This is a genomic window from Gilliamella sp. B3783 (assembly GCF_026536125.1).
Classification (GTDB): domain Bacteria; phylum Pseudomonadota; class Gammaproteobacteria; order Enterobacterales; family Orbaceae; genus Gilliamella.
Map to the genome: position 1 here is coordinate 138297 of NZ_JAFNOU010000007.1, position 26508 is coordinate 164804.

The 26508-nt window shown below is 38.1% G+C and carries 41 protein-coding genes; 3 read left to right on the forward strand and 38 right to left on the reverse strand.

What is annotated here, in order from left to right:
- Nucleotides 1–45: 45 nt before the first annotated feature.
- The 34 genes from rpsK to iscR all read right to left on the reverse strand — a co-directional run bounded on the left by rpsK (nucleotide 46) and on the right by iscR (nucleotide 19499).
- The gene (rpsK, locus tag J3U59_RS08565; RefSeq protein ID WP_034948028.1) at nucleotides 46–435 is read right to left on the reverse strand and encodes a 30S ribosomal protein S11; all 390 of its coding nucleotides are present in this window, start codon (nucleotides 433–435) and stop codon (nucleotides 46–48) included.
- A 15-nt stretch (nucleotides 436–450) separates the two neighbouring features.
- Nucleotides 451–807: a 30S ribosomal protein S13 gene (gene rpsM / locus J3U59_RS08570; protein WP_025314404.1), complete on the reverse strand. Its 357-nt coding sequence runs from the start codon at nucleotides 805–807 to the stop codon at nucleotides 451–453.
- Between the two features lie 169 nt (nucleotides 808–976).
- Nucleotides 977–1090 carry a 50S ribosomal protein L36 gene (rpmJ, locus tag J3U59_RS08575; protein WP_034884218.1) on the reverse strand — a complete coding sequence of 38 codons (114 nt, stop codon included), beginning with the start codon at nucleotides 1088–1090 and terminating at the stop codon, nucleotides 977–979.
- Nucleotides 1091–1116: 26 nt separating this feature from the next.
- A complete protein-coding gene (gene secY, locus J3U59_RS08580; RefSeq protein WP_267333931.1) occupies nucleotides 1117–2457 on the reverse strand; it encodes a preprotein translocase subunit SecY in 1341 nt (446 codons plus the stop codon).
- 8 nt (nucleotides 2458–2465) lie between these two features.
- Nucleotides 2466–2900 (reverse strand): 50S ribosomal protein L15, encoded by a 435-nt coding sequence (gene rplO / locus J3U59_RS08585; RefSeq protein WP_065634461.1) that lies wholly within the window; start codon nucleotides 2898–2900, stop codon nucleotides 2466–2468.
- Between the two features lie 5 nt (nucleotides 2901–2905).
- Nucleotides 2906–3085, reverse strand: a complete 180-nt coding sequence (rpmD, locus tag J3U59_RS08590) for a 50S ribosomal protein L30 (protein WP_025314400.1) — start codon at nucleotides 3083–3085, stop codon at nucleotides 2906–2908.
- 6 nt (nucleotides 3086–3091) lie between these two features.
- Nucleotides 3092–3592 carry a 30S ribosomal protein S5 gene (rpsE, locus tag J3U59_RS08595; protein WP_025314399.1) on the reverse strand — a complete coding sequence of 167 codons (501 nt, stop codon included), beginning with the start codon at nucleotides 3590–3592 and terminating at the stop codon, nucleotides 3092–3094.
- Between the two features lie 14 nt (nucleotides 3593–3606).
- Nucleotides 3607–3960, reverse strand: coding sequence for a 50S ribosomal protein L18 (gene rplR / locus J3U59_RS08600; RefSeq protein WP_025314398.1), 354 nt, complete (start codon nucleotides 3958–3960; stop codon nucleotides 3607–3609).
- 9 nt (nucleotides 3961–3969) lie between these two features.
- The gene (gene rplF, locus J3U59_RS08605) at nucleotides 3970–4503 is read right to left on the reverse strand and encodes a 50S ribosomal protein L6 (protein ID WP_267333932.1); all 534 of its coding nucleotides are present in this window, start codon (nucleotides 4501–4503) and stop codon (nucleotides 3970–3972) included.
- A gap of 11 nt (nucleotides 4504–4514) precedes the next feature.
- Nucleotides 4515–4907: a 30S ribosomal protein S8 gene (gene rpsH, locus J3U59_RS08610; RefSeq protein ID WP_034884228.1), complete on the reverse strand. Its 393-nt coding sequence runs from the start codon at nucleotides 4905–4907 to the stop codon at nucleotides 4515–4517.
- Between the two features lie 17 nt (nucleotides 4908–4924).
- Nucleotides 4925–5230 (reverse strand): 30S ribosomal protein S14, encoded by a 306-nt coding sequence (gene rpsN, locus J3U59_RS08615; protein ID WP_065634459.1) that lies wholly within the window; start codon nucleotides 5228–5230, stop codon nucleotides 4925–4927.
- Nucleotides 5231–5241: 11 nt separating this feature from the next.
- Complete coding sequence (gene rplE / locus J3U59_RS08620) at nucleotides 5242–5781, reverse strand: 50S ribosomal protein L5 (protein ID WP_065634458.1); 540 nt, start codon at nucleotides 5779–5781, stop codon at nucleotides 5242–5244.
- A gap of 17 nt (nucleotides 5782–5798) precedes the next feature.
- Nucleotides 5799–6113 carry a 50S ribosomal protein L24 gene (gene rplX, locus J3U59_RS08625; protein WP_065634457.1) on the reverse strand — a complete coding sequence of 105 codons (315 nt, stop codon included), beginning with the start codon at nucleotides 6111–6113 and terminating at the stop codon, nucleotides 5799–5801.
- Nucleotides 6114–6123: 10 nt separating this feature from the next.
- On the reverse strand, nucleotides 6124–6495 hold the full coding sequence (gene rplN, locus J3U59_RS08630) for a 50S ribosomal protein L14 (protein WP_025314392.1): 372 nt from the start codon (nucleotides 6493–6495) through the stop codon (nucleotides 6124–6126).
- A gap of 194 nt (nucleotides 6496–6689) precedes the next feature.
- Nucleotides 6690–6950 (reverse strand): 30S ribosomal protein S17, encoded by a 261-nt coding sequence (gene rpsQ / locus J3U59_RS08635; RefSeq protein WP_025314391.1) that lies wholly within the window; start codon nucleotides 6948–6950, stop codon nucleotides 6690–6692.
- A gap of 1 nt (nucleotide 6951) precedes the next feature.
- Nucleotides 6952–7143, reverse strand: coding sequence for a 50S ribosomal protein L29 (gene rpmC / locus J3U59_RS08640; RefSeq protein WP_065634456.1), 192 nt, complete (start codon nucleotides 7141–7143; stop codon nucleotides 6952–6954).
- Nucleotides 7144–7554 carry a 50S ribosomal protein L16 gene (gene rplP, locus J3U59_RS08645; protein WP_025314389.1) on the reverse strand — a complete coding sequence of 137 codons (411 nt, stop codon included), beginning with the start codon at nucleotides 7552–7554 and terminating at the stop codon, nucleotides 7144–7146.
- Nucleotides 7555–7566: 12 nt separating this feature from the next.
- Nucleotides 7567–8304, reverse strand: a complete 738-nt coding sequence (gene rpsC / locus J3U59_RS08650) for a 30S ribosomal protein S3 (RefSeq protein ID WP_065634455.1) — start codon at nucleotides 8302–8304, stop codon at nucleotides 7567–7569.
- A gap of 14 nt (nucleotides 8305–8318) precedes the next feature.
- Nucleotides 8319–8651 carry a 50S ribosomal protein L22 gene (rplV, locus tag J3U59_RS08655; protein ID WP_034884235.1) on the reverse strand — a complete coding sequence of 111 codons (333 nt, stop codon included), beginning with the start codon at nucleotides 8649–8651 and terminating at the stop codon, nucleotides 8319–8321.
- 13 nt (nucleotides 8652–8664) lie between these two features.
- Nucleotides 8665–8943, reverse strand: coding sequence for a 30S ribosomal protein S19 (rpsS, locus tag J3U59_RS08660; RefSeq protein ID WP_024496505.1), 279 nt, complete (start codon nucleotides 8941–8943; stop codon nucleotides 8665–8667).
- 19 nt (nucleotides 8944–8962) lie between these two features.
- Nucleotides 8963–9787, reverse strand: coding sequence for a 50S ribosomal protein L2 (gene rplB, locus J3U59_RS08665; protein ID WP_065562943.1), 825 nt, complete (start codon nucleotides 9785–9787; stop codon nucleotides 8963–8965).
- Nucleotides 9788–9805: 18 nt separating this feature from the next.
- A complete protein-coding gene (gene rplW, locus J3U59_RS08670; RefSeq protein WP_034885052.1) occupies nucleotides 9806–10108 on the reverse strand; it encodes a 50S ribosomal protein L23 in 303 nt (100 codons plus the stop codon).
- Nucleotides 10105–10707 carry a 50S ribosomal protein L4 gene (gene rplD / locus J3U59_RS08675; protein WP_025314384.1) on the reverse strand — a complete coding sequence of 201 codons (603 nt, stop codon included), beginning with the start codon at nucleotides 10705–10707 and terminating at the stop codon, nucleotides 10105–10107. The genes rplW and rplD overlap by 4 nt, the downstream gene beginning before the upstream one ends.
- A gap of 16 nt (nucleotides 10708–10723) precedes the next feature.
- Nucleotides 10724–11350: a 50S ribosomal protein L3 gene (gene rplC / locus J3U59_RS08680; RefSeq protein ID WP_065567159.1), complete on the reverse strand. Its 627-nt coding sequence runs from the start codon at nucleotides 11348–11350 to the stop codon at nucleotides 10724–10726.
- A 31-nt stretch (nucleotides 11351–11381) separates the two neighbouring features.
- The gene (gene rpsJ / locus J3U59_RS08685; RefSeq protein WP_006120582.1) at nucleotides 11382–11693 is read right to left on the reverse strand and encodes a 30S ribosomal protein S10; all 312 of its coding nucleotides are present in this window, start codon (nucleotides 11691–11693) and stop codon (nucleotides 11382–11384) included.
- 373 nt (nucleotides 11694–12066) lie between these two features.
- Nucleotides 12067–13002: a pseudouridine-5'-phosphate glycosidase gene (locus J3U59_RS08690; RefSeq protein WP_267333933.1), complete on the reverse strand. Its 936-nt coding sequence runs from the start codon at nucleotides 13000–13002 to the stop codon at nucleotides 12067–12069.
- Nucleotides 12999–14090 carry a PfkB family carbohydrate kinase gene (locus J3U59_RS08695; RefSeq protein ID WP_267333934.1) on the reverse strand — a complete coding sequence of 364 codons (1092 nt, stop codon included), beginning with the start codon at nucleotides 14088–14090 and terminating at the stop codon, nucleotides 12999–13001. The genes J3U59_RS08690 and J3U59_RS08695 overlap by 4 nt, the downstream gene beginning before the upstream one ends.
- Nucleotides 14091–14282: 192 nt before the next feature.
- Entirely contained in the window at nucleotides 14283–14621 is a 339-nt protein-coding gene (fdx, locus tag J3U59_RS08700; RefSeq protein ID WP_065634451.1) for an ISC system 2Fe-2S type ferredoxin, read from the reverse strand.
- A gap of 14 nt (nucleotides 14622–14635) precedes the next feature.
- Nucleotides 14636–16495: a Fe-S protein assembly chaperone HscA gene (gene hscA / locus J3U59_RS08705; protein ID WP_267333935.1), complete on the reverse strand. Its 1860-nt coding sequence runs from the start codon at nucleotides 16493–16495 to the stop codon at nucleotides 14636–14638.
- A gap of 37 nt (nucleotides 16496–16532) precedes the next feature.
- Nucleotides 16533–17051: a Fe-S protein assembly co-chaperone HscB gene (gene hscB / locus J3U59_RS08710; protein ID WP_267333936.1), complete on the reverse strand. Its 519-nt coding sequence runs from the start codon at nucleotides 17049–17051 to the stop codon at nucleotides 16533–16535.
- 14 nt (nucleotides 17052–17065) lie between these two features.
- Nucleotides 17066–17389: an iron-sulfur cluster assembly protein IscA gene (iscA, locus tag J3U59_RS08715; RefSeq protein ID WP_065634448.1), complete on the reverse strand. Its 324-nt coding sequence runs from the start codon at nucleotides 17387–17389 to the stop codon at nucleotides 17066–17068.
- Nucleotides 17389–17775 (reverse strand): Fe-S cluster assembly scaffold IscU, encoded by a 387-nt coding sequence (gene iscU / locus J3U59_RS08720; RefSeq protein WP_065634447.1) that lies wholly within the window; start codon nucleotides 17773–17775, stop codon nucleotides 17389–17391. The genes iscA and iscU overlap by 1 nt, the downstream gene beginning before the upstream one ends.
- Before the next feature lie 15 nt (nucleotides 17776–17790).
- Nucleotides 17791–19005: an IscS subfamily cysteine desulfurase gene (locus J3U59_RS08725; protein WP_267333937.1), complete on the reverse strand. Its 1215-nt coding sequence runs from the start codon at nucleotides 19003–19005 to the stop codon at nucleotides 17791–17793.
- 38 nt (nucleotides 19006–19043) lie between these two features.
- Nucleotides 19044–19499, reverse strand: coding sequence for a Fe-S cluster assembly transcriptional regulator IscR (gene iscR / locus J3U59_RS08730; protein WP_065634445.1), 456 nt, complete (start codon nucleotides 19497–19499; stop codon nucleotides 19044–19046).
- 162 nt (nucleotides 19500–19661) lie between these two features.
- On the opposite strand from iscR, the gene sltY reads away from it, so the two are divergent.
- Both sltY and trpR read left to right on the forward strand, forming a co-directional pair.
- Complete coding sequence (gene sltY / locus J3U59_RS08735; RefSeq protein ID WP_267333938.1) at nucleotides 19662–21602, forward strand: murein transglycosylase; 1941 nt, start codon at nucleotides 19662–19664, stop codon at nucleotides 21600–21602.
- 11 nt (nucleotides 21603–21613) lie between these two features.
- Nucleotides 21614–21898, forward strand: a complete 285-nt coding sequence (gene trpR, locus J3U59_RS08740) for a trp operon repressor (protein ID WP_218056877.1) — start codon at nucleotides 21614–21616, stop codon at nucleotides 21896–21898.
- 22 nt (nucleotides 21899–21920) lie between these two features.
- Here the strand turns inward: trpR and robA are convergent, their stop codons facing one another.
- The 3 genes from robA to J3U59_RS08755 all read right to left on the reverse strand — a co-directional run bounded on the left by robA (nucleotide 21921) and on the right by J3U59_RS08755 (nucleotide 24277).
- Nucleotides 21921–22835: an MDR efflux pump AcrAB transcriptional activator RobA gene (robA, locus tag J3U59_RS08745; protein WP_065634442.1), complete on the reverse strand. Its 915-nt coding sequence runs from the start codon at nucleotides 22833–22835 to the stop codon at nucleotides 21921–21923.
- Nucleotides 22836–22920: 85 nt separating this feature from the next.
- The gene (gene nfuA / locus J3U59_RS08750) at nucleotides 22921–23496 is read right to left on the reverse strand and encodes a Fe-S biogenesis protein NfuA (RefSeq protein ID WP_267333970.1); all 576 of its coding nucleotides are present in this window, start codon (nucleotides 23494–23496) and stop codon (nucleotides 22921–22923) included.
- 109 nt (nucleotides 23497–23605) lie between these two features.
- Nucleotides 23606–24277, reverse strand: coding sequence for a phosphoribosyltransferase family protein (locus J3U59_RS08755; RefSeq protein WP_267333939.1), 672 nt, complete (start codon nucleotides 24275–24277; stop codon nucleotides 23606–23608).
- Nucleotides 24278–24528: 251 nt separating this feature from the next.
- Here J3U59_RS08755 and J3U59_RS08760 point away from each other — a divergent pair, with 251 nt between their 5' ends.
- Complete coding sequence (locus J3U59_RS08760; protein WP_416379597.1) at nucleotides 24529–25095, forward strand: peptidylprolyl isomerase; 567 nt, start codon at nucleotides 24529–24531, stop codon at nucleotides 25093–25095.
- A gap of 62 nt (nucleotides 25096–25157) precedes the next feature.
- Here the strand turns inward: J3U59_RS08760 and pepB are convergent, their stop codons facing one another.
- On the reverse strand, nucleotides 25158–26438 hold the full coding sequence (gene pepB / locus J3U59_RS08765; protein WP_267333940.1) for an aminopeptidase PepB: 1281 nt from the start codon (nucleotides 26436–26438) through the stop codon (nucleotides 25158–25160).
- Nucleotides 26439–26508: the final 70 nt, after the last annotated feature.

Sequence of the window (26508 nt, forward strand, 5' to 3'; positions counted from 1 at the left end):
TTATTTCTCCAATAATCCTATAAACATTCGATGTTTAATAAATAATTAAACACGACGTTTCTTTGGTGGACGACAACCGTTATGAGGGATCGGAGTAACATCAGTAATGTTAGTGATACGATAACCCGCAGCATTTAATGCACGAATTGTTGACTCACGACCAGGACCAGGTCCTTTTACCATAACTTCTAGATTCTTAATTCCGTAGTCTTTTACGGCTTCTGCACAACGCTCTGCGGCCACTTGAGCTGCGAACGGAGTTGACTTACGAGAGCCACGGAAACCAGAACCACCAGCGGTTGCCCAACCCAACGCATTACCTTGACGATCGGTAATAGTTACGATTGTATTGTTAAATGATGCATGAATATGAGCTACACCATCAGAAACTTGCTTTTTAACACGTTTACGTGTACGAACAGGTGTCTTTGCCATTTATTATCACCTCAATTATTTCTTGATTGGCTTACGCGGTCCCTTACGGGTACGAGCGTTAGTCTTAGTGCGTTGACCACGAACAGGAAGTCCACGACGGTGACGCATGCCACGATAACAACCAAGGTCTAATAAACGCTTGATACTCATAGTTACTTCACGACGTAAATCACCTTCAACAGTAAATTTAGCGACTTGTTCACGTAACTTTTCAATCTGATCTTCAGATAGTTCTCTGATCTTTACATGTTCAGGAATACCGGCTTCAGCACAAATTGTCTTAGCGCGAGTATTACCAATTCCATAAATTGCTTGTAACGCAATTACAGCATGTTGTTGATCAGGAATGTTAATGCCTGCTATACGGGCCACTATGCACTCCTTTATTGTTAATGTTAGTAAACTTACTATACTGAAAAGCCCGTTTTCAGGATACTCAAACAGCAAGTTTACAAATAAATTTAGGCTGGCTATTCTAGCCAGCTTTACTATACTTTGGCAAGTAAAATATGCAAAAGTTCAACTTTACAGTTAAATAAAATTAACCTTGACGTTGTTTATGCTTACCTTCAATGCAAATAACACGAACGATGCCATTGCGTTTGATGATTTTACAATTTCTGCATAATTTCTTGACTGAAGCACGAACTTTCATTTTTTTCTCCGTAACTTCTGGCTAACTTATCGGCCATAGCCTTTAAGGTTCGCTTTCTTTAACACTGACTCATAACGATTTGGCATCATTAAAGTCTGTACTTGTGCCATAAAATCCATGATTACAACAACCACAATTAATAAAGAGGTCCCACCAAATTGGACAGGAACTTTCATTGCACTTGTCATAAACATTGGTACCAAACATACAAAAGTAATGTAGATAGCGCCAATTAGCGTTAACCGTGTCATTACCTTGTCAATATACTTCGATGTTTGTTCACCTGGACGGATACCTGGAATAAATGCCCCAGATTTTTTTAACTGATCTGCTGTCTCTCTTGGGTTGAAAACCAATGCGGTATAGAAGAAACAGAAGAAAATAATCGCAGCTGCAAAAAAGATTATGTATAACGGTTGATCATGAGAAAAATATTGACCTATAAGAACAATAATGTATCTCCAACCTTCACCATCTCCTTGAAACCAAGAAGCCATCATAGATGGTAACATAACGATTGTTGAAGCAAATATAGCCGGAATTACACCTGCCATATTAATTTTCAATGGTAGATGTGTACTTTGTGCGGCATACACACGACGACCTTGCTGACGCTGCGCATAGTTGACGACAATACGTCGTTGACCACGTTCAACAAACACAACAAAATAAGTCACACCAACTACTAATGCGGCGACTACTAGTAATAAAATTGGATGCAATGAACCAGAACGAGCTTGTTCAATTGTTTCATATATTGCATGGGGAAGACCTGCCACAATACCCGCAAAGATAATGATTGAAATACCATTACCTACACCGCGTTCCGTGATCTGCTCACCCAACCACATAAGAAACATAGTGCCAGTAACTAAGCTAACCGATGCAATAAAATAGAAAGAAAATCCTGGATTAATCACAACATGACCATAACCAGGAATATTCGGTAGACCAGTCGCAATACCAACTGCCTGTACAATCGCTAAAGCAAGAGTGCCATAACGAGTGTATTGGCTAATTTTCTTACGACCTGATTCACCTTCTTTCTTCAATTCTGCGAGTTTAGGGCTAATAGCTGTTAATAACTGTACGATAATCGATGCAGAAATATATGGCATTATCCCTAATGCGAAAATTGAAGCACGGCTTAAAGCACCACCAGAGAACATATTGAACATACCGACAATACCATTAGATGATGCTTGTGCTAGTAAGTCCGATAACGCTTTAGTATCAATACCAGGAACCGGAATATAAGAACCTAGACGAAAAACAATAAGCGCTAAAAGCACAAATATCAAACGTCTTTTAAGCTCACCACTACCGCCTCGAGTACTTTGAAAATCTAATCCTGGTTGCTTTGCCATCTTTCTAATTATTCCTCAATTTTTCCGCCAGCAGCTTCAATTGCAGCTTTAGCACCTTTCGTTACTCGAATACCACGAACGGTAACTGGTTTAGTTACTTCACCAGATAACATGATTTTAGCATATTCGATTTGTGAATTAATCACATTTGCAACTTTTAAGCTATTTAAGTCAACAACATCACCTTCAACTTTCATTAAATCTGAAAGACGAACTTGTGCTGTTACCATAGCTTTACGTGAGGTAAAACCAAATTTTGGTAAACGACGATATAAAGGCATTTGACCACCTTCAAAGCCACGACGAACGCCGCCACCTGAACGAGATTTTTGACCTTTGATACCACGAGTACCTGTTTTACCTAATCCAGAACCGATTCCTCGACCTAGACGTTTTGGTGCATGCTTTGAACCTTCAGCAGGAGATAAAGTATTTAAACGCATTACTATTACTCCTCTACTTTAACCATGTAATAAACTTGGTTTACCATACCGCGAATCGCAGGTGTATCCTCGCGCTCAACAGTATGACCAATACGACGTAATCCTAAACCTACTAACGTTGCTTTATGCTTCGGTAGACGACCAATAGAACTACGAGTTTGTGTAATTTTAATTGTCTTTGCCATGGCTAATTACCCCAAAATTTCTTCGACGGTTTTACCACGCTTAGCAGCAACCATTTCAGGTGATTTCATGTTTTCTAAGCCATCAATTGTTGCACGAACCACGTTAATTGGGTTTGTAGAACCATATGCTTTAGCTAGAACGTTACGAACACCAGCAACTTCTAATACCGCACGCATCGCACCACCGGCGATAATACCAGTACCTTCTGATGCAGGTTGCATATAAACACGAGAACCTGTATGAGCACCTTTAACCGGATGCTGTAAAGTATCGTTGTTTAACGCAACATTAATCATATTACGACGTGCTTTTTCCATTGCTTTTTGGATTGCTGCTGGCACTTCACGTGCTTTACCATATCCAAAACCTACGCGGCCATTACCGTCACCAACAACAGTTAGTGCAGAAAAACTAAAAATACGACCACCTTTTACGGTTTTAGAAACTCGGTTAACTGCGATTAATTTTTCCTGCAGTTCACCAGCTTGTTTTTCGATGTTTGACATCTTTAACTCCTACCTTAGAACTGTAGGCCAGCTTCGCGAGCAGCATCTGCTAGCGCCTGAACTCGACCATGATATTGGAAACCTGAACGATCAAAAGAAACTTCTTTGATATCTTTCGCTAATGCACGCTCTGCGATTGCTTTACCAACTGCTGCTGCTGCATCTTTGTTTCCAGTGTATTTTAAACTTTCACTGATAGCTTTTTCTAATGTAGAAGCCGCTGCCAGTACTTCTGATCCGTTTGGTGCGATAATCTGCGCATAAATATGACGCGGAGTACGGTGAACTACTAAGCGAGTTGCAAGTAGTTCATGCATCTTACGACGCGCTTTAGTTGCACGACGGATACGAGCTGATTTCTTATCCATAGTGTTACCTTACTTTTTCTTAGCTTCTTTAGTACGCACAACTTCATCTGCGTAACGAACACCTTTACCTTTATAAGGTTCAGGACGACGATAAGCACGGATATCTGCTGCTACTTGTCCAATTAACTGTTTATCAGCACTTTTTAGTACGATTTCAGTTTGAGAAGGACATTCAGCTGTTACACCTTTAGGTAATTGATGTTCAATTGGATGTGAATATCCAAGAGATAGACCAATTGCATTACCTTTAACTTGTGCACGATAACCGACACCAACTAGCTGAAGTTTTTTAGTAAAACCTTCAGTAACACCAATAACCATTGAGTTAATCAATGCGCGCGCTGTACCTGCTTGAGCCCAAGCATTCGCAAAGCCGTCACGAGGGGCAAATTTAATTTGACCTTCTTCTTGATTAATAACAACAGCATTATTAATTGTACGAGATAACTCGCCATTTTTACCTTTAATCGTAATTACCTGACCATTGAGTTTTACCTCTACGCCAGCAGGAACAACGACAGGTGCTTTTGCAACACGAGACATTTTTTTCTCCCTTACGCTACGTAGCAGATAATTTCACCACCAAGACCTGCTTGGCGTGCTGCTCGATCAGTCATAACACCTTTAGAAGTAGAAATAACTGCGATACCTAATCCTGCCATTACTTTTGGCAATTCGTCTTTACGTTTATAAATACGTAGACCTGGACGGCTAACACGTTTAATACTTTCTACAACAGCCTTACCTTGGAAATATTTTAAAGTGATTTCCAATTCTGGTTTAGTGTCACCAACTACTTTATAGTCCCCGATATAACCTTCTTCTTTTAGCACATTGGCAATTGCCACTTTTAGCTTAGAGGAAGGCATGGTGACTGCAACTTTATTCGCAGCTTGACCGTTACGAATGCGGGTCAACATATCTGCTATAGGATCTTGCATGCTCATCTATAACACTCCCCTGATTACCAACTTGCCTTTTTAAGACCTGGAATCTCACCACGCATGGCTGACTCACGGACCTTAATACGGCTTAAACCAAACTTACGAAGGACGCCATGAGGACGACCGGTTTGACGACAACGACGACGTTGACGTGATGGACTAGAATCACGAGGAAGCGTTTGCAATTTAAGCACTGCATTCCAACGATCTTCATCTGATGCATTAAGATCAGAGATAATCGCTTTTAATTCTTGACGCTTCGCAAAATATCTTTCTGCTAGCTTTACGCGTTTCTTATCGCGTTCAATCATTGATTGTTTAGCCATTATGCCCTACCTTACTTACGAAATGGGAAGTTAAAGGCAGATAATAAAGCTCGGCCTTCTTCATCTGATTGTGCACTTGTTGTGATAGTAATATCTAAACCACGAACACGATCAACTTTATCATAATCGATTTCAGGGAAAACGATTTGTTCTCGAATACCCATGCTATAATTGCCACGACCATCAAAAGATTTTGCGCTTAAACCACGAAAATCTCGAGTACGAGGAAGAGCAATATAAACTAGACGTTCAAAAAATTCCCACATACGTTCGCCACGTAAAGTGACTTTACAACCAATAGGATACCCTTGACGGATTTTAAAACCAGCAACTGATTTGCGTGCTTTAGTGACAAGTGGTTTTTGACCACTGATTGCTGCTAAGTCAGCAACTGCATTATCTAATAATTTCTTATCAGTAATTGCTTCACCCACACCCATATTCAAGGTGATCTTTTCGATCCGAGGGACTTGCATGACAGATTTGTAGCCAAACTGGTCTTGCAGTTTATTTACTACCTGTGCTTTGTAGTAATCATGCAGTTTCGCCATCGTACACTCCAAATTACTTAATTGATTAATTCATTAGTAGACTTATAAAAACGGACTTTTTTTCCGTCTTCAAAACGAAAGCCTACGCGATCTGCTTTGCCTGTAGCTGGGTTAAAAATTGCTACGTTAGAAACATTAATAGCTGCTTCTTTCTCAACAATTCCACCATCTTGATTTAATGCAGGTACTGGTTTTTGGTGTTTTTTCACCAAATTGATACCTTCAACAATCACTTTGCCTGTAGACAAAACACTTTTTACTTTACCGCGTTTACCTTTATCTTTACCGGTTAACACGATAACTTCATCTTCTCGACGGATTTTCGCTGCCATTACCCGCTCCTTACAGTACTTCTGGTGCTAATGAAATGATCTTCATAAACTTCTCAGAACGAAGTTCACGAGTGACCGGTCCAAAAATACGCGTACCAATCGGTTGCTCACTGTTATTATTTAAAATAACACACGCATTGCGATCGAAACGAATGACAGATCCATCAGGACGACGAACACCTTTTCTAGTGCGCACAACCACAGCTTTAAGTACATCACCTTTCTTTACTTTACCACGTGGAATTGCTTCTTTAATGGTAACTTTGATGATATCACCAACCGCTGCATAACGACGGTGCGATCCACCGAGAACCTTGATACACATTACACTACGTGCGCCAGAGTTATCGGCAACATCTAGCCTAGTCTGTTCTTGGATCATTTTAATGCTCCGTATAAATAAATTATTGTCTAATCTACCTTCATCCACCTCAACTACCATGGATAAGAATAGACAACCAAAAACCCACATATGTGAGGGCGCATAGTATAACACCACTCAAATAAAATGGATAGCATAAAATAAACGGCCGATGAGCCGTTTATTATATTATGTACAGTTTTTAATCAAAAAGATTAACTAACTGCTTTTTCTACGATTCGAACAAGAGTCCAAGATTTGGTTTTTGATAATGGACGACACTCTTTAATTTCTACAGTATCACCAATACCACACTCGTTGTTTTCATCATGTACATGCAATTTAGTCGTACGTTTAATGAACTTACCATATAACGGATGCTTCACTTTACGTTCAATAGCTACAGTAATAGATTTATCCATTTTGTCGCTAATAACACGACCTTGCTGAGTACGAATTTTTACTTCAGTAGTCATATTACGCACCCGCCTTCTCAGTTAATAATGTTTTAACTCGTGCAATATTACGACGCACTTGTTTTAACACATGAGTTTGTGTTAACTGACCCCCAGCTAATTGCATACGTAAGTTAAATTGCTCACGTAATAAATTAAGAAGTTCAGTATTTAACTCTTCAACGCTTTTTTCGCGTAGCTCTTTTGCTTTCATTTACATCACCGTCTTAATCACAAAGGTGGTTTTAATTGGCAGTTTTGCAGCTGCCAACGCAAATGCTTCACGAGCAACTTCTTCCGGTACTCCGTCCATTTCATAAAGGACTTTACCTGGTTGAATCTGAGCAACCCAGTATTCAACGTTACCCTTACCTTTACCCATACGCACTTCAAGTGGTTTTTCAGTAATTGGTTTATCAGGGAAAACTCGAATCCAGATTTTACCTTGACGCTTAACTGCACGAGTCATAGCACGACGTGCTGCTTCGATCTGGCGCGCAGTCAAACGACCACGACCCACAGCCTTAAGACCGAATGTACCGAAACTAACGTCAGTACTTACAGCAAGACCACGATTGCGGCCCTTGTGCACTTTACGGAATTTTGTACGCTTTGGTTGTAACATCAGCGACGCTCCTTATTGTTTTCGGCCTTTGCGCTGCTTTTTCGGTTGAGCAGCAGGTTGTTTTTCTGCTTGTTCAACGGCAGCCATACCACCAAGGATCTCACCTTTGAAGATCCACACTTTAACACCAATAATACCATAGGTAGTTAATGCTTCAGATGTACCATAATCGATATCAGCACGTAGAGTATGTAGAGGCACACGACCTTCACGATACCATTCACTACGAGCGATTTCAGCGCCGCCTAAACGACCACTTACTTCAACTTTGATACCTTTAGCACCCGCTTTCATTGCGTTTTGAACCGCACGTTTCATAGCACGACGGAACATAACACGGCGTTCTAACTGAGAGGTAATACTGTCAGCAACTAATTTAGCGTCAAGTTCTGGTTTACGAACTTCAGCAATATTAATTTGTACTGCAACATCACGTTTCTCTTTCTTGTCTTTATATTTATTGACAATAGAAGCTACGGCATTACGTAATTTTTCAACGTCCTCGCCTTTTTTACCAATCACAATACCCGGACGAGCAGTGTGAATAGTAATGCGAACGTTAGTTTCTGCTGAACGGTCGATTACAATCTTAGAGATTGATGCTTGTGCTAATTCTTTGTTTAAGAATTCACGCACTCTAAAATCACTTTCTAAATTATCAGCGAATGTCTTTGTACCCGAATACCATGTAGATGTCCAAGGCTTGACGATGCCTAGTCGGATACCATTTGGATTTACTTTTTGACCCATTGCTATTCTCCAGCCTAGCGATCAGAGACGATCACGGTGATGTGACTCGTACGCTTCAAAATTCGATCTGCACGACCTTTTGCACGAGGCATAATACGCTTCATGGTTGGGCCTTCGTCTACGAAAATTTTCGCAACTTTTAGATCATCAATATCAGCACCATCGTTATGCTCTGCATTAGCAATAGCAGACTCTAATACTTTTTTAACTAGTACAGCCGCTTTTTTATTGGTGTACGTTAAAATATCAAGTGCCTGAGACACTTTCTTACCGCGAACAAGATCTGCAACTAAGCGAACTTTTTGTGCAGAAGAACGAGCGTGGCGGTACTTTGCAATTGTTTCCATCTCTTTCTCCTACTTATTTCTTCTTAGCTTTCTTATCCGCAGCATGGCCGCGATAAGTACGAGTCGGCGCGAATTCACCCAATTTATGACCAACCATTTCGTCGGAAACATAAACTGGAACGTGCTGACGACCATTATGGACAGCGATGGTCAAACCGATCATGTTAGGAAAGATCGTTGAACGACGGGACCAAGTACGAATTGGTTTCTTGTCCCCGCTTTCCACCGCTTTCTCTACCTTCTTCAGCAAGTGTAGGTCAATAAAAGGACCCTTCTTGAGAGAACGTGGCATAGCTAATCCTCTATATTAATTATTTCTTATTGCGACGGCGAACAATATACTTATCAGTACGTTTGTTGCTACGCGTTTTCAATCCTTTGGCTTTTTGACCCCATGGAGACACAGGATGTTTACCAAAGTTACGACCTTCACCACCACCATGTGGATGGTCTACCGGGTTCATTGCTGTACCACGAACAGTAGGACGAACACCGCGCCAACGCGAAGCACCCGCTTTACCTAGTACGCGAAGCATATGTTCTGAGTTACCCACTTCACCAATAGTGGCGCGGCAATCAGATAACACTTTACGCATTTCACCTGAACGTAGACGTAATGTTACATAAGCACCATCACGCGCAACGATTTGAACATAACTGCCAGCAGAGCGAGCAAGTTGTCCGCCTTTGCCTGGTTTCATTTCAATATTATGCACGGTAGAACCGACTGGAATATTGCGCATTGGTAAACAGTTACCTGTTTTAATTGATGCATCAACACCAGATTGGATCTGATCACCTGCTTTTAAGCCTTTAGGCGCTAAAATATAACGACGTTCACCGTCTTTATATAGAACCAATGCAATATTTGCACTACGGTTCGGATCATATTCCAAACGTTCAACAACTGCTGGAATACCATCTTTATTACGCTTAAAGTCGACAATACGATAATGTTGTTTATGACCACCACCGATATGACGGGTAGTGATACGACCATTATTATTGCGACCACCAGTTTTGCTTTTTGAATCAAGCAACGGTGCATAAGGCTTACCTTTATGCAACTCTGGGTTAACCACTTTAACAACGTGGCGACGACCCGGAGATGTAGGTTTACACTTAACAACTGCCATTGTTCTTACTCCTCCGAATTACTCAGCGACGCCAGCAAGGTCTAAGTTTTGACCTTCTGCTAAAGTAACGTAAGCTTTTTTCCAGTCGCTACGGCGACCGATTTGTTGACCACGACGTTTTACTTTGCCTTTAACAACAAGCGTATTTACGTCATCTACTTTAACTTCAAATAGTTGTTCAACTGCGGCTTTAATCTCTCTCTTAGTAGCATCTTTAGCAACTTTCAATACTAATGTATTTGTTTTTTCCATTGAAATAGATGCTTTTTCAGAAACATGTGGTGCTCGCAGGACTTTAAGCAGACGCTCTTCACGAATCATGCTAACATCTCCTCTACTTGTTTAACGGCATCAACAGTGATAACCACTTTGTCAAATGCAATCAAACTAACTGGATCAATACCTGCCACATCACGCACATCAACTTTATGCAAGTTACGTGCTGCTAAGAAAAGATTTTCATCAACGTCAGAGGTAATGATTAGAACATCATTAAGATTCATATCATTTAATTTCTGAGTTAATAATTTAGTCTTAGGTGCTTCAACAGTAAATGTTTCAACCACAACTAAACGTTCTTGACGCACTAATTCAGAGAAAATACTCTTTAATGCACCACGATACATTTTACGGTTAACTTTTTGGCTATGATCTTGTGGTTTTGCTGCAAATGTTACACCACCACTACGCCAGATTGGGCTCTTAATAGAACCTGAACGAGCACGACCTGTGCCTTTTTGACGCCATGGTTTTTTGCCTGAACCAGCGATTTCTGCACGAGTTTTTTGTGCGCGAGAGCCTTGACGAGCAGCAGATGCATAAGCAACAACTACTTGGTGAACTAACGCTTCATTAAACTCACGTCCGAAGGTAGTTTCGGAAACAGAAAGCGCTTGCGCGTCTTTTACTACTAATTCCATCTCTATCTCCTCGACGTTAAGCCTTGATTGCTGGTTTAACAATTACGTCACTATTGATTGCGCCAGGAACCGCACCTTTAATTAATAAAAGGTTACGCTCTGCATCAACACGTACAATATCTAAGTTTTGAACAGTTACACGTTCATTACCTAGGTGACCTGCCATTTTACGACCTTTGAACACTTTACCTGGAGTTTGGTTTTGACCAATTGAGCCATGACCACGGTGTGCCAAAGAGTTACCATGGGTTGCATCTTGAGTACGGAAATTCCAACGTTTAGTTACGCCAGCAAAACCTTTACCTTTAGATGTACCAGTAACATCAACTTTTTTAACGTCTGTAAAAATATCAACGTTAATGCTTTGACCTACAGTAAATTCACCTTCTTCAAAACGGAATTCCCATAGACCACGACCAGCTTCAACGCCAGCCTTAGCGAAATGACCTGCTTCAGGTTTGTTTACGCGGCTTGCTTTTTTGCTGCCAGTAGTAACCTGAATAGCTTGATAACCATCATTTTCAAGCGTTTTTACTTGAGTAATGCGGTTACTTTGAACTTCAACTACGGTGACAGGAATAGAAACACCCTCTTCGGTGAAGATTCGTGTCATTCCTACTTTACGACCGATTAAACCAATCATTGTTTCGACCTCTCAATCATTCAGCCTAGGATTAACCTAAACTGATCTGCACATCAACACCGGCAGCAAGATCTAGACGCATTAAAGCATCAACTGTTTTTTCAGTTGGCTCAACAATATCAACTAGACGTTTGTGAGTGCGAATTTCATATTGATCACGCGCGTCTTTATTAACGTGCGGAGAAATCAATACGGTAAAACGCTCTTTGCGTGTCGGTAATGGAATAGGACCACGAACTTGTGCGCCTGTGCGCTTCGCAGTTTCTACAATTTCAGCAGTTGATTGATCTATCAAACGATGATCAAACGCTTTTAACCGGATACGGATTCTTTGGTTCGACATGAGACCAGAGCTCCACTATTTAAAAGTTATAACAAAAGACTACTCCTCTTACCCTGTTTCGATTGACAGGAGAGTGTAATCCGTTCTTTTTCGTAACCCCCAAATCGGGAGTATTGTTGATATAATTCAATATTATTAAATAAGGATTATATCTTCATACGCATTTGCTTATCAAAAATTCAACAAACAAAGTGCGTCAATTATACGTAAATAATTAACTAATGCAAGGAGTAATTCATAAAGAGTAAAGATAATGACTTTAACAAATCAAACAAATATTTTTAGGATTACAGGTACTAAAGCGATAATACCTAAAGGAAGTGCATTAAATAAATATAGCTATTCTTCCTTTAGACTAAAAATTTAATAGTAATTATTTAATATGGCAATAATTTATTGCTATTTCTGATGCTAATTTAGCATTATTAAAGACGAGATTGATATTAGCTTCTAAACTATCACCACCCGTTATTTCTACCACTTTGGCTAACAAGAATGGCGTGGTTTCTTTACCTTTAATCCCTTTCTCAACCGACTCTTGTAACGCTTTTTCAATCGCAACGGAAATAATTTGCTCATCCATTGCATATTGTTCAGGAATAGGATTTGCAACCACAACGCCACCCTTTAAACCCAAATCCCATTTTACGTTAATCATGTCGGCAATCTGTTTAGCGCTATCTAGTTTTACGCTAACATCAAACGGACTAGTTCGGCTAAAGAACGACGGCAGTTTTTCGGTTTGATAACCAACCACAGGTACCCCATATGTTTCAAGGTATTCCATCGTTAGACCTAAATCTAAAATTGATTTGGCACCAGCACAAACTACAGCGACACTTGTATTAGCGAGTTCTTGAAGATCGGCTGAAATATCAAAGGTATGCTCAGCGCCACGATGAACGCCACCAAGCCCGCCGGTTGCAAAAACTCGAATACCCGCTAATTCAGCAATAATCATTGTAGCTGCAACGGTTGTCGCACCATTTTGTTTATTGGCTACAACAACTGGTAAATCACGACGGCTTACTTTTGTTACATTTAATCCTTCTTTACCAAGAATGGTGATCTCTTCTTTTGATAACCCAGCTTTTAATCGACCGTTAATTACCGCAATCGTTGCAGGAATTGCGCCATTTTTTCTGACAATTTCTTCCACTTTTAATGCGGTTTCCACATTTTGCGGATAAGGCATGCCATGTGAAATAATGGTCGATTCTAAAGCAACGACAGGTTGATTATTGTCAAGCGCTTGTTTAACTTCTGGCGAGATATCGAGATATTGATTATAGGTAGATACATTATTCATGAAACAGACTCCAATATATTTTGAACACAATTAATAGATAGATTTGGATTATTGGTAAATTCAGATGATAACGTTAAAGATGAGCACGCTTGAGCAAATCTCACACTTTGATAAAAACTCATATTATCCAAATAGCCATGAGCAAGGCCAGCAAGCATCGCATCACCTGCACCTGTAACGCTAATAATTGTTGTAGGAATAGAAGCAGACCAACCTTGCTCACCATTGATTTCGCTGTAATAAACACCTTCAGCACCCGTACTGATCGCTATTCGCTGCACGCCTTGTTTATGAAACCAATCAATAACAGCTGGTATGTCTTTATCGCTATTAATTTTTATGCCACTTAACATTTCAGCTTCAAGGCGGTTAGGTTTTAAAGTATGAATATGTGATAACCAATCTTTTATTTTATGCGATTTAAAGGCTGAAACGGTATCAACAAAAATAGGGACTGAGCCTGCGTTACTGAATAACCAAGCCAAAGCCTCTGATTGTAAATTACAATCAATAATTAATAATTTTGCATGTTGAATCAATTGTTTTGACTCATTTAATAAACTTGGTGTTAACTTATCAATAATGTCCATATCGTTGATAGCTAGAATCATTTCACCAGCTTCATCTAATAGAGAAAGATAAGTTGAAGTACTATCCCCTTTTACAACGTGGCAATGATCCATATTAACGCCAGCTTTTCGCGTGTGCTCAATCAATTGCATGCCATAAAAATCATCACCTATCATAGAAACCAGATGAGTATCTTGTCCCAATAATGCTAAATTTTCAGCAATATTACGACCGACACCACCAGGTGTACAAGCAATTTTTCCTGGGTTTGAATCACCATAAACTAATTTCTTATCTGAATATCCAGTCACATCCATATTGCTCGAACCAACCACCACAATATGATTATTTTCTGATAAAATATAACCCTTTCCTTTTATATAGCCTTTTTGAGTCAGTGTCATAATATAACCTGCAACACTCGAGCGAGTGATACCTAACATGTCAGCTATTGTATGTTGTTGGATAAGCGGATTATTACGGATAATTGTTAAGATTTGCTTTTCTCTATGATTCATAAACACCTGTTTATTTTTCAGCACATGTCTATAAATCAACTATACCAAAACGATAATCAAGTTAATAGTAAAGTATTATTTTTAATAAGAAAAATGTGACAAAAATCACAACGATATCAAAATCAAAGAAAAATAGAAAAAATTAAAATCTCAAATGATAAGTAAATTAGGCGCCGCCATAAAGGCGACTGATTAATGATCTTCTTTAGCGTGGTTAAGACTATATCTTGGGATTTCAACCTCAAGATCTTCATCGGTCACTCGAGCTTGGCAACTTAAGCGACTATGCGGTTCAACACCCCACGCTTTATCCAGCATATCGTCTTCTTGTTCATCACTCTCTTCGAGTGAATCAAATCCTTTTCGAACAATACAGTGGCAAGTTGAACAAGCACAAGACATCTCACAAGCATGTTCAATTTCAATGTCATTGCGCAAAGCAACTTCTAAAATAGATTCGCCTTCTTCTGCTTCGACAGTTAATCCATCAGGACAAAGATCGGCATTAGGTAAAAAAGTAATTTTTGGCATAATAATCTCGTTAGTTAAATATCATCAACTTTATGACCAGTTAAAGCATGACGAATTGACCTATCCATTCGCTTAGCAGCAAACTCCTGTGTCACTTTATCAACAACTTTGATTTGTTTTTCAATGGTATAACTGTCATCTAATTCACTTACGGCTTGTAATTGATGTTTAGCTGCTAAAATCTGATCCAGTTCATTTTCACTTAATAAATCGGCGTCTTTATCTAAGGCGCTTTGCAAACTCTCAAGAACTCGTGCGGCTTCAACTTTTTGTTCAGCGAGCATCCTAGCTTGTTTATCTTGCTGTGCATAGCTAATAGAATCTTGAATCATGGACGCGATTTCTTTATCTGTTAACCCATAAGATGGCTTAACTTGAATCGCTGCTTCAACGCCTGTTGATTTCTCTTTTGCAGTGACACTTAACAAACCATCAGCATCGACTTGAAAGGTAACTCGAATATGCGCTCCACCTGCTGGCATAGGAGGAATACCCCTTAACGTAAATCTTGCAAGTGATCGGCAATCAGCAACAGTTTCACGTTCACCTTGTAAAACATGAATCATCATCGCCGTTTGTCCGTCTTTAAATGTGGTGAATTCTTGCGCCCTCGCACACGGTATTGTGCTATTACGTGGAATAATTTTTTCAACCAATTCGCCCATCGTTTCTATCCCTAAAGACAAGGGAATAACATCAAGCAATAGCATGTCGGAATCTGACTTATTGCCAACGAGTATATCCGCCTGTATTGCTGCACCAATAGCTACAACTTTATCTGGGTCAATCGAAGTTAGTGGCTCAGTTTTAAAATAATCGCCGACAAGTTTACGAACTAACGGAACGCGAGTAGAACCACCGACCATCACAACTTCAACGATATCACTTATATCAGTTTGAGCATCTTTTAATGCCCGGCGACAAACCGCCAATGTGCGTTTGACTAACGGTTCAATTAACGCTTCAAATTGTTTACGTGTTAGAGTTAAAGATTGACCTTCTATGTTGACTAAAACAGAATCTTTCTGGCTTAGTGCAATTTTGATTTTAACCGCTTCATCAATAATTGTTTGGTTGATATGGGGATCAGTGTTAGTTTCTAAACCGACTTGTTTTTTTAGATAATCTGCAAGTAGTCGGTCAAAATCATCACCACCAAGTGCAGAATCGCCCCCCGTTGCTAATACTTCAAACACCCCTTTATGTAAGCGCAAGATAGAAATATCAAACGTACCGCCACCTAAATCATAAACGGCAATCACCCCTTCTTTGCCGGAATCTAAACCATAAGCAATCGCGGCGGCGGTTGGTTCATTTAAAAGACGAAGTACATGCAATCCAGCTAACTTTGCAGCATCTTTGGTTGCTTGCCGCTGAGCATCATCAAAATAGGCAGGAACAGTAATCACCGCGCCATCAATTTCACTTTGTAATGTCTGTTTTGCTCTATTGGCTAAAGCAACTAAGATTTCGGCTGAAACCTGAATCGGATTAACTTGGCCATTAGGTAAATTTAATAAGGGTACGCCATTTTCAGTTTGTGAAAATGCGTAGGGAAAATGCGAAAATTGAATATCGGATAAACTTCTGCCCATTAACCTTTTAACAGAACTTACTGTATTTTTGGGATCGTTGGCAGCATTATCTTTAGCATTCTTTCCAACGGTAATAACCGGATTATCATCATAATCGATGCCATAATGAACAACTGATGGCAATAAAGCATTACCGTCTAAATCAGGTAAAACCTCGGATTGTCCACTACGAACTGTTGCGACGAGTGAATTTGTTGTACCAAGATCAATGCCTACCGCCACACGACGTTGATGGGGTTCTGGTGTTTGTCCTGGTTCACTGATCTGTAATAATACCATTTAATCTATCTCTGTTGACGTGCGACTAATCTTAAAATTATAAAGCAAATTGCTTTTCTTGTAACTTCTCGATTTGTTCAATCAATCTAGTGAGATAACGGATTTTATAGAGTTGATTAAGTGCAGTTTGCCAATCTTGTTTAGCAATGAGCGCTAGTAATTGATTATAAACTGTTTTTTCACGTTCAATAATTTCTGCATGAAAATCATCTAACAAGGTAAAATTAGTTTGATTTTCAATGTCATCAAGCCTTTCACGCAAAGAAAATTGCTCCATTAAAAAATCGGCATCATGAATAATGCTCTGTTCTGCTGCAATATCAAAACCTTGTAACGATAAAAAATATTCAGCCGCTTTGATCGGATTTTTTAATGTTTGATAACCATCATTAATTTTAGCCGATTTTTGTACAACAGCGGATTTTTCGCTGTCATTTGCAGTCGCAAAATTATCTGGGTGATATTGTCTTTGTAGCTGTTGATAATGAAGCGCTAACTGTTTTGAATCAACCGGCAACTGTACAGGTAACTGAAATAACTCAAAGTAATTATCCATAATGATAGCTCCAACTAAACATTAAAGCTTTCGCCACAACCGCATTCATTCTTAGAATTAGGATTATTGAATTTAAAGCCTTCGTTTAGACCCTCTTTGACAAAATCAAGTTCTGTTCCATCAATATAAACTAAACTTTTTTTATCTACGATCACTTTGACATTTTTATCTTCAAAAACGCTATCATCGTCATTAATCACATCAGCAAATTCCAAGACATAAGCCATACCTGAACAACCGGATGTTTTTACACCTAACCTAAGCCCAACACCTTTTCCGCGATTAGCCAAAAAGGATTGAACTCGATTTGCTGCACTTGTTGTTAATGTGATTGCCATTAACCTTGCCCTTTCTTAGTTTTATAATCATCAATTGCGGCTTTAATTGCATCTTCGGCTAAAATTGAACAGTGAATTTTAACAGGTGGCAATGCAAGTTCTTTTGCGATATCAGTATTTTTAATCGCCTGCGCTTCATCTAACGATTTACCTTTAATCCATTCGGTGACTAAAGAGCTGGATGCTATTGCACTACCACAACCATAAGTTTTGAATTTAGCATCTTCAATAATACCCGCATCATTCACTTTGATTTGTAATCGCATTACATCGCCACACGCTGGCGCACCAACCATACCACTACCAACATTAGGATCATTTTGATCGAAAGAGCCAACATTGCGTGGGTTTTCATAATGATCAACGACTTTTTCACTATATGCCATAATTTGCTCCTAATTTTAATGGGCTGACCACTTAATTTTTGTTAGATCAACGCCATCTTTAAACATTTCCCAAAGTGGCGATAAATCTCTCAATTTGCCAATAGAATTTTTGATTAGTTTAATTACATAATCCACTTCTTCTTCAGTGCTAAAACGGCCTAATGAAAAACGGATTGAACTGTGAGCCAGTTCATCATTTAATCCTAATGCACGCAAAACATATGAAGGTTCTAAACTAGCTGAAGTACAAGCAGAGCCAGATGAAACAGCTAAATCTTTTAAAGCCATCATCAATGATTCGCCTTCAATATAAGCAAAGCTAACATTTAAGATATTGGGTGCACTGTGCTCTAACGAACCATTTAAGTAAACCTCTTCAATATCTTTTAAACCATTCCATAGGCGATTTTTAAGTGCTAATAGTCGCGGCATTTCAGTAGCCATTTCTTCTTTAGCTATGTGATAGGCTTCGCCCATCCCAACAATTTGATGTACAGGTAACGTGCCTGAGCGCATACCACGTTCATGACCACCACCATGCATTTGTGCTTCGATACGAACACGAGGTTTACGTCTTACATAAAGCCCACCAATGCCTTTAGGACCGTAAATTTTATGTCCAGAAAACGACATAAGATCGACTTTTAACTTTGTTAAATCAATCGGTAATTTACCAACACTTTGCGTTGCATCAACATGAAAAACAATACCTCGTTCTCGGCACATCTCACCGATTTTTTCAATATCTTGAACCACGCCTGTTTCATTATTAACGTGCATAATAGATACAACAGTTGTATCACTACGCATTGCAGCTGCAAGCTTATCTAAATCCAATATTCCATTAGATTCAGGGGCCAAATAAGTCACTTCATAGCCTTCTCGTTCTAATTGACGACAAGTATCAAGTACCGCTTTATGTTCCGTTTTACAGGTAATAATGTGTTTACCTTTTGCTTGATTAAAATGGGCAGCCCCTTTAATGGCTAAATTATCGGCTTCTGTAGCGCCAGAGGTAAACACAATTTCTCGTGAATCTGCACCAATTAGATCAGCAATTTGGTTTCTTGCTATATCTACCGCTTCTTCGGCCTGCCATCCAAATTTATGAGATCGAGATGCCGGATTACCAAATATACCGTCGAGTGTTAAATATTGCATCATTTTTTCAGCTACTCTAGGATCAACCGGCGTTGTCGCTGCATAATCCATATAAATAGGTAGTTTCATTTATTACTCCCAATTACAAATTCTGTATTATATATTTATTAGTTAATCCTAACTTGCTGTATGTGACTTTGACGGTCTGCTACCGCTTTAACTTCCTTATTATTCACTAATTCACTTAGTGTAATGCTTGTTAAAAAGTCATCAATGCGTTCACTTAAATCATTCCATAAACTATGTGTTAAACATCTAACACCACCTTGACAGCCATTTTGACCATGGCATTTTGTGGCGTGAACTGTTTCATCTACAGCTTTAACAATCGAACTAATTGCAATTTGATCCATACTTCGACTTAGCACGTAACCACCACCTGGTCCTCTAACACTTAGTACTAAGCCATTTTTACGTAAACGCGCAAACAATTGTTCAAGATAAGATAATGAGATTTCCTGACGTTCTGAAATATCGGCAAGTGAAACCGGACCAGAGCTTGAATGTAGTGCTACATCCAACATTGCTGTTACCGCATATCGCCCCTTTGAAGTCAATTTCATTGATCATCTCCTCTTTATATTTTGGATGTATTGTATATATCCTTTTAGTTTAGTCAAGTATTTAGTTGACTATTTTACTAGGAATTAAATATACGTTGCTTATCGACGAATAACGCTAAAATATGCTAATCTAATAAGCTAATATGCTACCGGAGTTAAAGGATGAGTTTAGTATTGCGTTCTTTTTTATTGATAACTTTACTGATAGCCAATAGTAGTTTTGCAAGCAATGCTCAGACTAACTTGCGAGCTAGCTATCAAAAATGGACCAATTCTTATCAATCATTAAGTTTTGAAGAACAACAAGCTTTGCTAAACGAGTTAACAACTTATCCTCTTTATCCTTATGCTGCTGTACAATTTTTGCAAAGTAATATTAAAGTTGTTTCACCCGAATTAGTCAGAAATTTCATCACGCAATATAATGACTTTCCGTTAACTTCATCATTGATACAAGCTTACCTGGCAGAATTGACTAATCGTCAAGATTGGAACACGATTGTCAATTTTCCACAAGATGGGTCACCTGCAGCAAATTGCCGAAATCTCTATGCCCAATTACAACAAAATAGTAATAATGAGTCCATTTACAATGAAATTGAATCATTATGGATGACAGGCAAAGAACTGCCTTCAGCCTGTGACTCGCTAATTAATGCATGGTCACAAACCGGTAAACAGACCGGAAATATGATATTATTACGCATCGAACTCGCCCTTGAGTCCAACAACATAAAACTGGCACGATATTTAGCAAACACATTGGATAGTAGTTATCAAACTACAAAAAGTCATTTACTTGCTCTATTTGATAATCCACAAAAATTAAGTGAATTTTCAAAAAATATTACAGCGAGTAAATTTACTAAAAAAATTGTTCTTGCTTCCTTTGCACGTTTAGCGAAAGCTGATATGAATTTGGCCGAAGCAATTTTACCAAAACTTATTGAACAACAAGCACTAACTGAAGAAGAGCAAATTGTTCTACAAAAAAGCTTGGCTGATCGTTTCTTTAATGATTCAGCAACGCAGCAACAAATTGAGTGGCGTGATAATTTTATTGCCAAAACACATGACACGCCATTAGTTGAAAAACGTATCCGTGTCGCGATTGATAACAACGATTTTAAAGATATTGCTTATTGGTTAACACAGCTTGATCCAAAAGATCAATTGAAAGACGATTGGCAATATTGGCAAGCACGCGTGCTACTTAACAATAATCAACGTGAACAAGCCCATACCATTTTACAAACATTAAGCAATAATCGAGGCTTTTACGGTATGATTAGTGCACAAACACTTAATCAACCTTATATACTTGTCAATTTATCGCAAGACCTTTCAGCAGCTGAACGTAGCAAATTAAATACTCAATATGATAGTCAAGCATTTATTAAAAGAATTAATGAATTGCGTTTTTTAGGCATGATATCGGAATCAAATCGTGAATGGCGATATGTATTAAGGAATCAACCTAATAATGATTATTTACAGTTAGCCAGATACGCTTACCAAAAAGGATGGGGCGATCTCAGTATCCAAGCAACAATCTCAGGAAAACTATGGGATAATTGGACAGAAAGGCTCCCAATTATGTATCAAAACTTATATAACAATGCATTAAAAGACAAAGTTATACCGCTTTCTTACGCATTAGCTATCTCGCGCCAAGAAAGCGCACTTGATACCACAATACAATCTCCCGTCGGTGCAAGTGGTTTAATGCAACTTATGCCGGCAACAGCTAAAGATACAGCTAAAAAAATGGGGTATGTAACCTATAACTCCCCTGCTCAATTATTTGATCCCGAAATCAATATACAACTTGGAACTTACTATCTAAATAGTGTCTATTTACAAAATAATAATAATCGTATTTTATCCTCTAGTGCTTATAATGCCGGCCCTAATCGTGTAAAAAAATGGCTTAATAAAAGTGGCGGCAAACTTGATGCTGCCTCATTTATTGATAGTATCCCTTTTACCGAAACCCGTAATTACGTGAAAAATGTATTAACTTATGATTACATTTACAAAACCATTTTAAAGCAAGAAAACGTAGGGATTTTAACCACAATTGAATTTAACCAACAATATTAATGACGAACAAGATGAAAAATAAAGAATGGCAACAAACCGTTGAAATATTACATCAAGCATTTAATGATGGCTATTCGCTTGATATATTAAAACTCCTATTAACTGCCGATGAACGAGATGCATTAATTACCCGAGTAAAAATTGTCCATGCTTTGTTAGATGGTTCAATTAATCAGCGTCAATTAAAAGAACAGCTTGGCATTGGTATTGCCACTGTCACTCGTGGTTCAAATAGTCTAAAAGAAGCATCGCCTGAATTTAAATATTGGTTAGAACAAAACTTATTAAATGACTAGTAAAAAAGGGAATGAAACAATTTTATCCACCATTTTTTTGGCGAATTTCATTTTCAGTAATGACGGGCACACAATAATCACACTCAATGCGTTGAAGATTTTTGACTGATTTAACCGAATCATCATGCAAATTATGATGAATTTCAATTAAACACCCTGAACGTAAACGAACTTTTAATGCAGGCATAGCAGCCAAGTGGACTTGCGAAATAAAATCTTTGAAATTTTCTGGTGGTCCGAAATATTTAAAACAAAGATACAATCCACCTTCACTTACAAATTGTTCAATATGTTCAAGGTTATTATTGTGTTCTAATGCAATAGTATAAAAAAGTTCTTGCTCATTGGCATTATCTTTACTTTTTAGTATTCGATTAAATGCATAAATTCTTTCTGGCAACGCTTCATTTTTATTAGCATAACGCGTTAAATAATTATGAAAAAATTGCACTCTTAATTTAATCTCTTCATCTAATAATTTACTTAGATTACAGTTATTTTTATAAGTAATTCCCCAAAAAGTCTGTTTAGGCATAGTGACAAATGTGGGTTCAGGCAGCGACAATCGCGTCTTATTGAGTTCAATGGCTGGCGTTAATCCTGTTGGATCCCAATATTCACTACGCCTATAACTTGCCGGTGTTTCATTAAATTGTTTTTTAAATGAACGGGTAAAAGTTTGTTGGGAATCAAAACGATATTGCATTGCAATATCTAATATAGGTTTACTGGTCATTCGTAAAGAAAGTGCAGCGTAAGTTAACCTTCGATGACGAATATAAGTACCAAGCACTTGACCGGTTACTTCTTTAAACATTCGTTGTAAATGCCATTTAGAATAACCTGATTTTTGCGAAACATTATCTATAGATAATGGCTGCTCCAGATTTTTCTCAATCCAAACGATAAGATCTGAAATAATACTAACTTGATTCATAAAACCCCATCATAAAGTGAATTGGCAAACAGCATTTGATTATGACTTAATCTTAGCAATAAGCAAGATTAAATTAGAAATTATTTTAACAATAAGAGTGGCTTCCGGCTTGATGTTCAGTAATATCTTTCACCCCTGCTAATTCTGGAAATTCGGCCAGTAACTGCTTCTCGATTCCTTCTTTTAAGGTATAATCCACCATCGAACAACCATTACAACCTCCACCAAATTGTAATATGGCATAATTATCTTCTGTCAACTCAACCAAGCTCACATGACCACCATGGCTAGCAAGTTGCGGATTAACTTGAGCTTGAATCAGATAATTAACGCGCTCGATTAACGGTGCATCATCTGCAACTTTCTTCATTTTTGAGTTTGGTGCTTTTAATGTTAATTGTGAGCCAAGTTCGTCGGTTACATAATCAATCACTGTCTCTTCCAAAAATGGAGCACTGATCTCATCAATATAAACAGAAAAACCATCTTGCTTTTCTTCAATATCACTCTCTTCAACAGTATCAGCGGGACAATATGACACGCCACATTCCGCTGTTGCGGTACCAGGATTGATAACAAACACCCGAATTTGTGTTCCATCCGCTTGATTAGCAAGCAATTTTTTAAAATGCTGTTGAGCTGCTTGAGAAATGGTAATAATAGACATAAACCCCTCACTTTGATGCCAGTTATTCAATGAATAATTATGAGCATCACTGATTATAATAGTTGACTAACTCTGTTGGTTATTATAGGGATTGTTTATGATTTTACAATACTGTGCGACATAAACAAATGACTTGAACACTTATTGCACCGCAGTTTTTCAATTGTTGACTAATAACATTTATAGTATTGGCGGTAGTGACTATATCATCTATCAGCATAACAGATTGATTAGTGATATCTTCCCGACAAAAATAGAGGGTATCAACATTATCAATTCGTTGTTGCAATGAAAGTGTTTTTTGATCTAAAGCTCGCTGTTTACGATATAATAAATGCGGATAAAAATCACGACCTAACCACTTAGCAATGGGGTTAGCCAATAATTCGGCTTGATTATAACCACGAGACCAATATCGTAAATGATGTAACGGGACACATGTCACTAAATCGGGTTTCATTAACCCGTCTGCTTCTCGTTGTTGATACCACGCTAAAAACATCAATCTAGCTAATGCTAAAGCAAATTCAGTTTTATGATAAAACTTTAACTGGTGAATAAGTTTTTTCAATGGATTAATATAATCACTCACTGCTATAAGCTTGTCATACTTTGGTTTATTGTCTCGACAACGGTAACAGATCTCAGTAAATAAAGAGTGTGGTAAGCAACATTGCTGACACACTTTATTTAACTTAGGTAAATTGTTCACACATTGACAACAAATGCCATGATGGCTTAAAGCTAATGGCATATTACATAAAATACAACGCATGAGTTCTCATTCTATTTCAAAATACAATTCAACAAAATAAATGTGGCATTTAAATGTTTCTATTTAATTAAAGCTATGTGAGGAATGCTAATAGTTAATTAAAGATAACAACTTTAAATAAGTCATACGATATAGAACAGTATTATTGTGAACTAAAACTCAAATTTTTATCTTATTTTACATATTTGTCATTTAAAATAGTTTAATATTCGGTATAATCTGCCAACTAAATTGGATAAGGAATTTAATATATGAATAAAATCAAAATGTTATTTGCTTCATTGTTGTTAACAATGGCTGCTACTTTTGCTTATGCTGATACAAAAGTACTATTACAAACCAGTATGGGTGATATCGAAATTGAATTAGACAGCGAACATGCGCCTATTTCTAGCAAAAATTTTATTGATTATGTCAAAAGCGGATTTTATGAAAATTTAACTTTCCACCGTGTTATCCCTGGCTTTATGATCCAAGGTGGTGGCGCAGATGATCAATTAAAATTCAAAGATAATACTACTCCAATTAAAAATGAAGCAAATAACGGTCTAAAAAATGATCGCGGCACTATTGCCATGGCAAGAACCAGTGAAATCAACAGTGCAACTAGCCAATTTTTTATTAACCTAGTAAATAATGATTTTCTTAATTATCAATCACCAGAAAAATATGGTTATGCAGTATTTGGTAAAGTAATTAAAGGAATGGATGTGGTTGATAAAATTGCCGCGGTACCAACTAAACGTATGGGACCTCACCAAAATGTTCCTGTTGAACCCATTTATATTAAAAAAGCAATAGTGGTTGAAGACAAATAATTTATCCCACTTTAAATATCTAAAATATAAAAAAACCACTCTTACAGTGGTTTTTTTCAATCCTAGTTAAGTTCACTTAATAAATGTGCTATGGCGCGAACACCTACTCCGGTTGCCCCTGTTGCCCATAAGGAAGTAGCACTTTTACGAAATGTGGCTGAGCAGTCAATATGTAACCAGTTTTGTTTATAATTTTTTATAAAATGCGATAAAAATGCCGCTGCGGTGCTAGCACCTGCGGTATTAGGTAAGCCAGAGTTAGCCATATCGGCAAAAGATGAAGGAAATTGCGAACGATGAAACTCAGCTAACGGTAATCGCCAAAATGCTTCGTGTTCGGTAGTCGCACTTTCAATTAGCCGATTAGCAAATGAATCATCGAATGATAACAAGGATTGATAATCGTTACCTACAGCAATTTTTGCAGCGCCGGTTAGCGTGGCACAATCAATAATATAGTGTGGTTTATCATTATCTGCGCAAATTAATCCATCAGCTAACACTAAGCGTCCTTCCGCATCTGTGTTATCAACCTCAACAGTTTTGCCATTACGATAATGAATAATATCGCCTAATTTAAACGCATTACCACTGACTAAATTATCCGCACAACATAAATAAAGCTTAATACGGTGTTGTACACCACGAGCTATCGCTAATGCTAACGCGCCACTCACCAATGCAGCTCCGCCCATATCAGCACGCATTGACTCCATAAAACTGCTTGGTTTTAAACTATAACCACCAGAATCAAAGGTAATACCTTTACCCACTAAACAAGCAATAATCGGTGCTTTAGGATCTTTGCTCGGATTATAATCAAGTTCAAGCAATGCAGCTGGTCTATCCGAGCCTTTGCCAACAGTATAAATTCCCATATAATCTTGTTCTTTTAAGGCTTCGCCTGAAATAATTTTATAAGTTACATTAGATGAATACGCACTAATTAATTTTGCACTTTGTGTTGCTAATTCAAGAGGACTTAAGGTTTCGGCTTGCTGATTAACAATATCGCGACACCAATCAATAATATCCAAACGATATTTAAGTTCTGTTTTTTCTTTGCTATTGAGTTTTGCCCACGTCACTTTATTGTTTTTTTTGGCATTACGGTAACCTAACCAAAAATGCCAAGACGCTTCTAAATCCCAACCTTCACCACTCAGTTTCACCGCTTTAATGCCTTGATTATCCAATTTACGCCCTGCTCGCTGAATTGCACCTAAGCGATGTTCCGACTTATAGTGTATTGTTATAGCATCATCAGAAAAGCTGAGTAAGGCATCTTTGCCCCACTGCGCTTGAGCCGGTTCATTTGAAAGAAAAATAGATAACATCGACATATTAAAAACCTCATTGATTATCAAACAACAAAACATTGACTTAATTCTAATCAGAAACATGTTAATATAG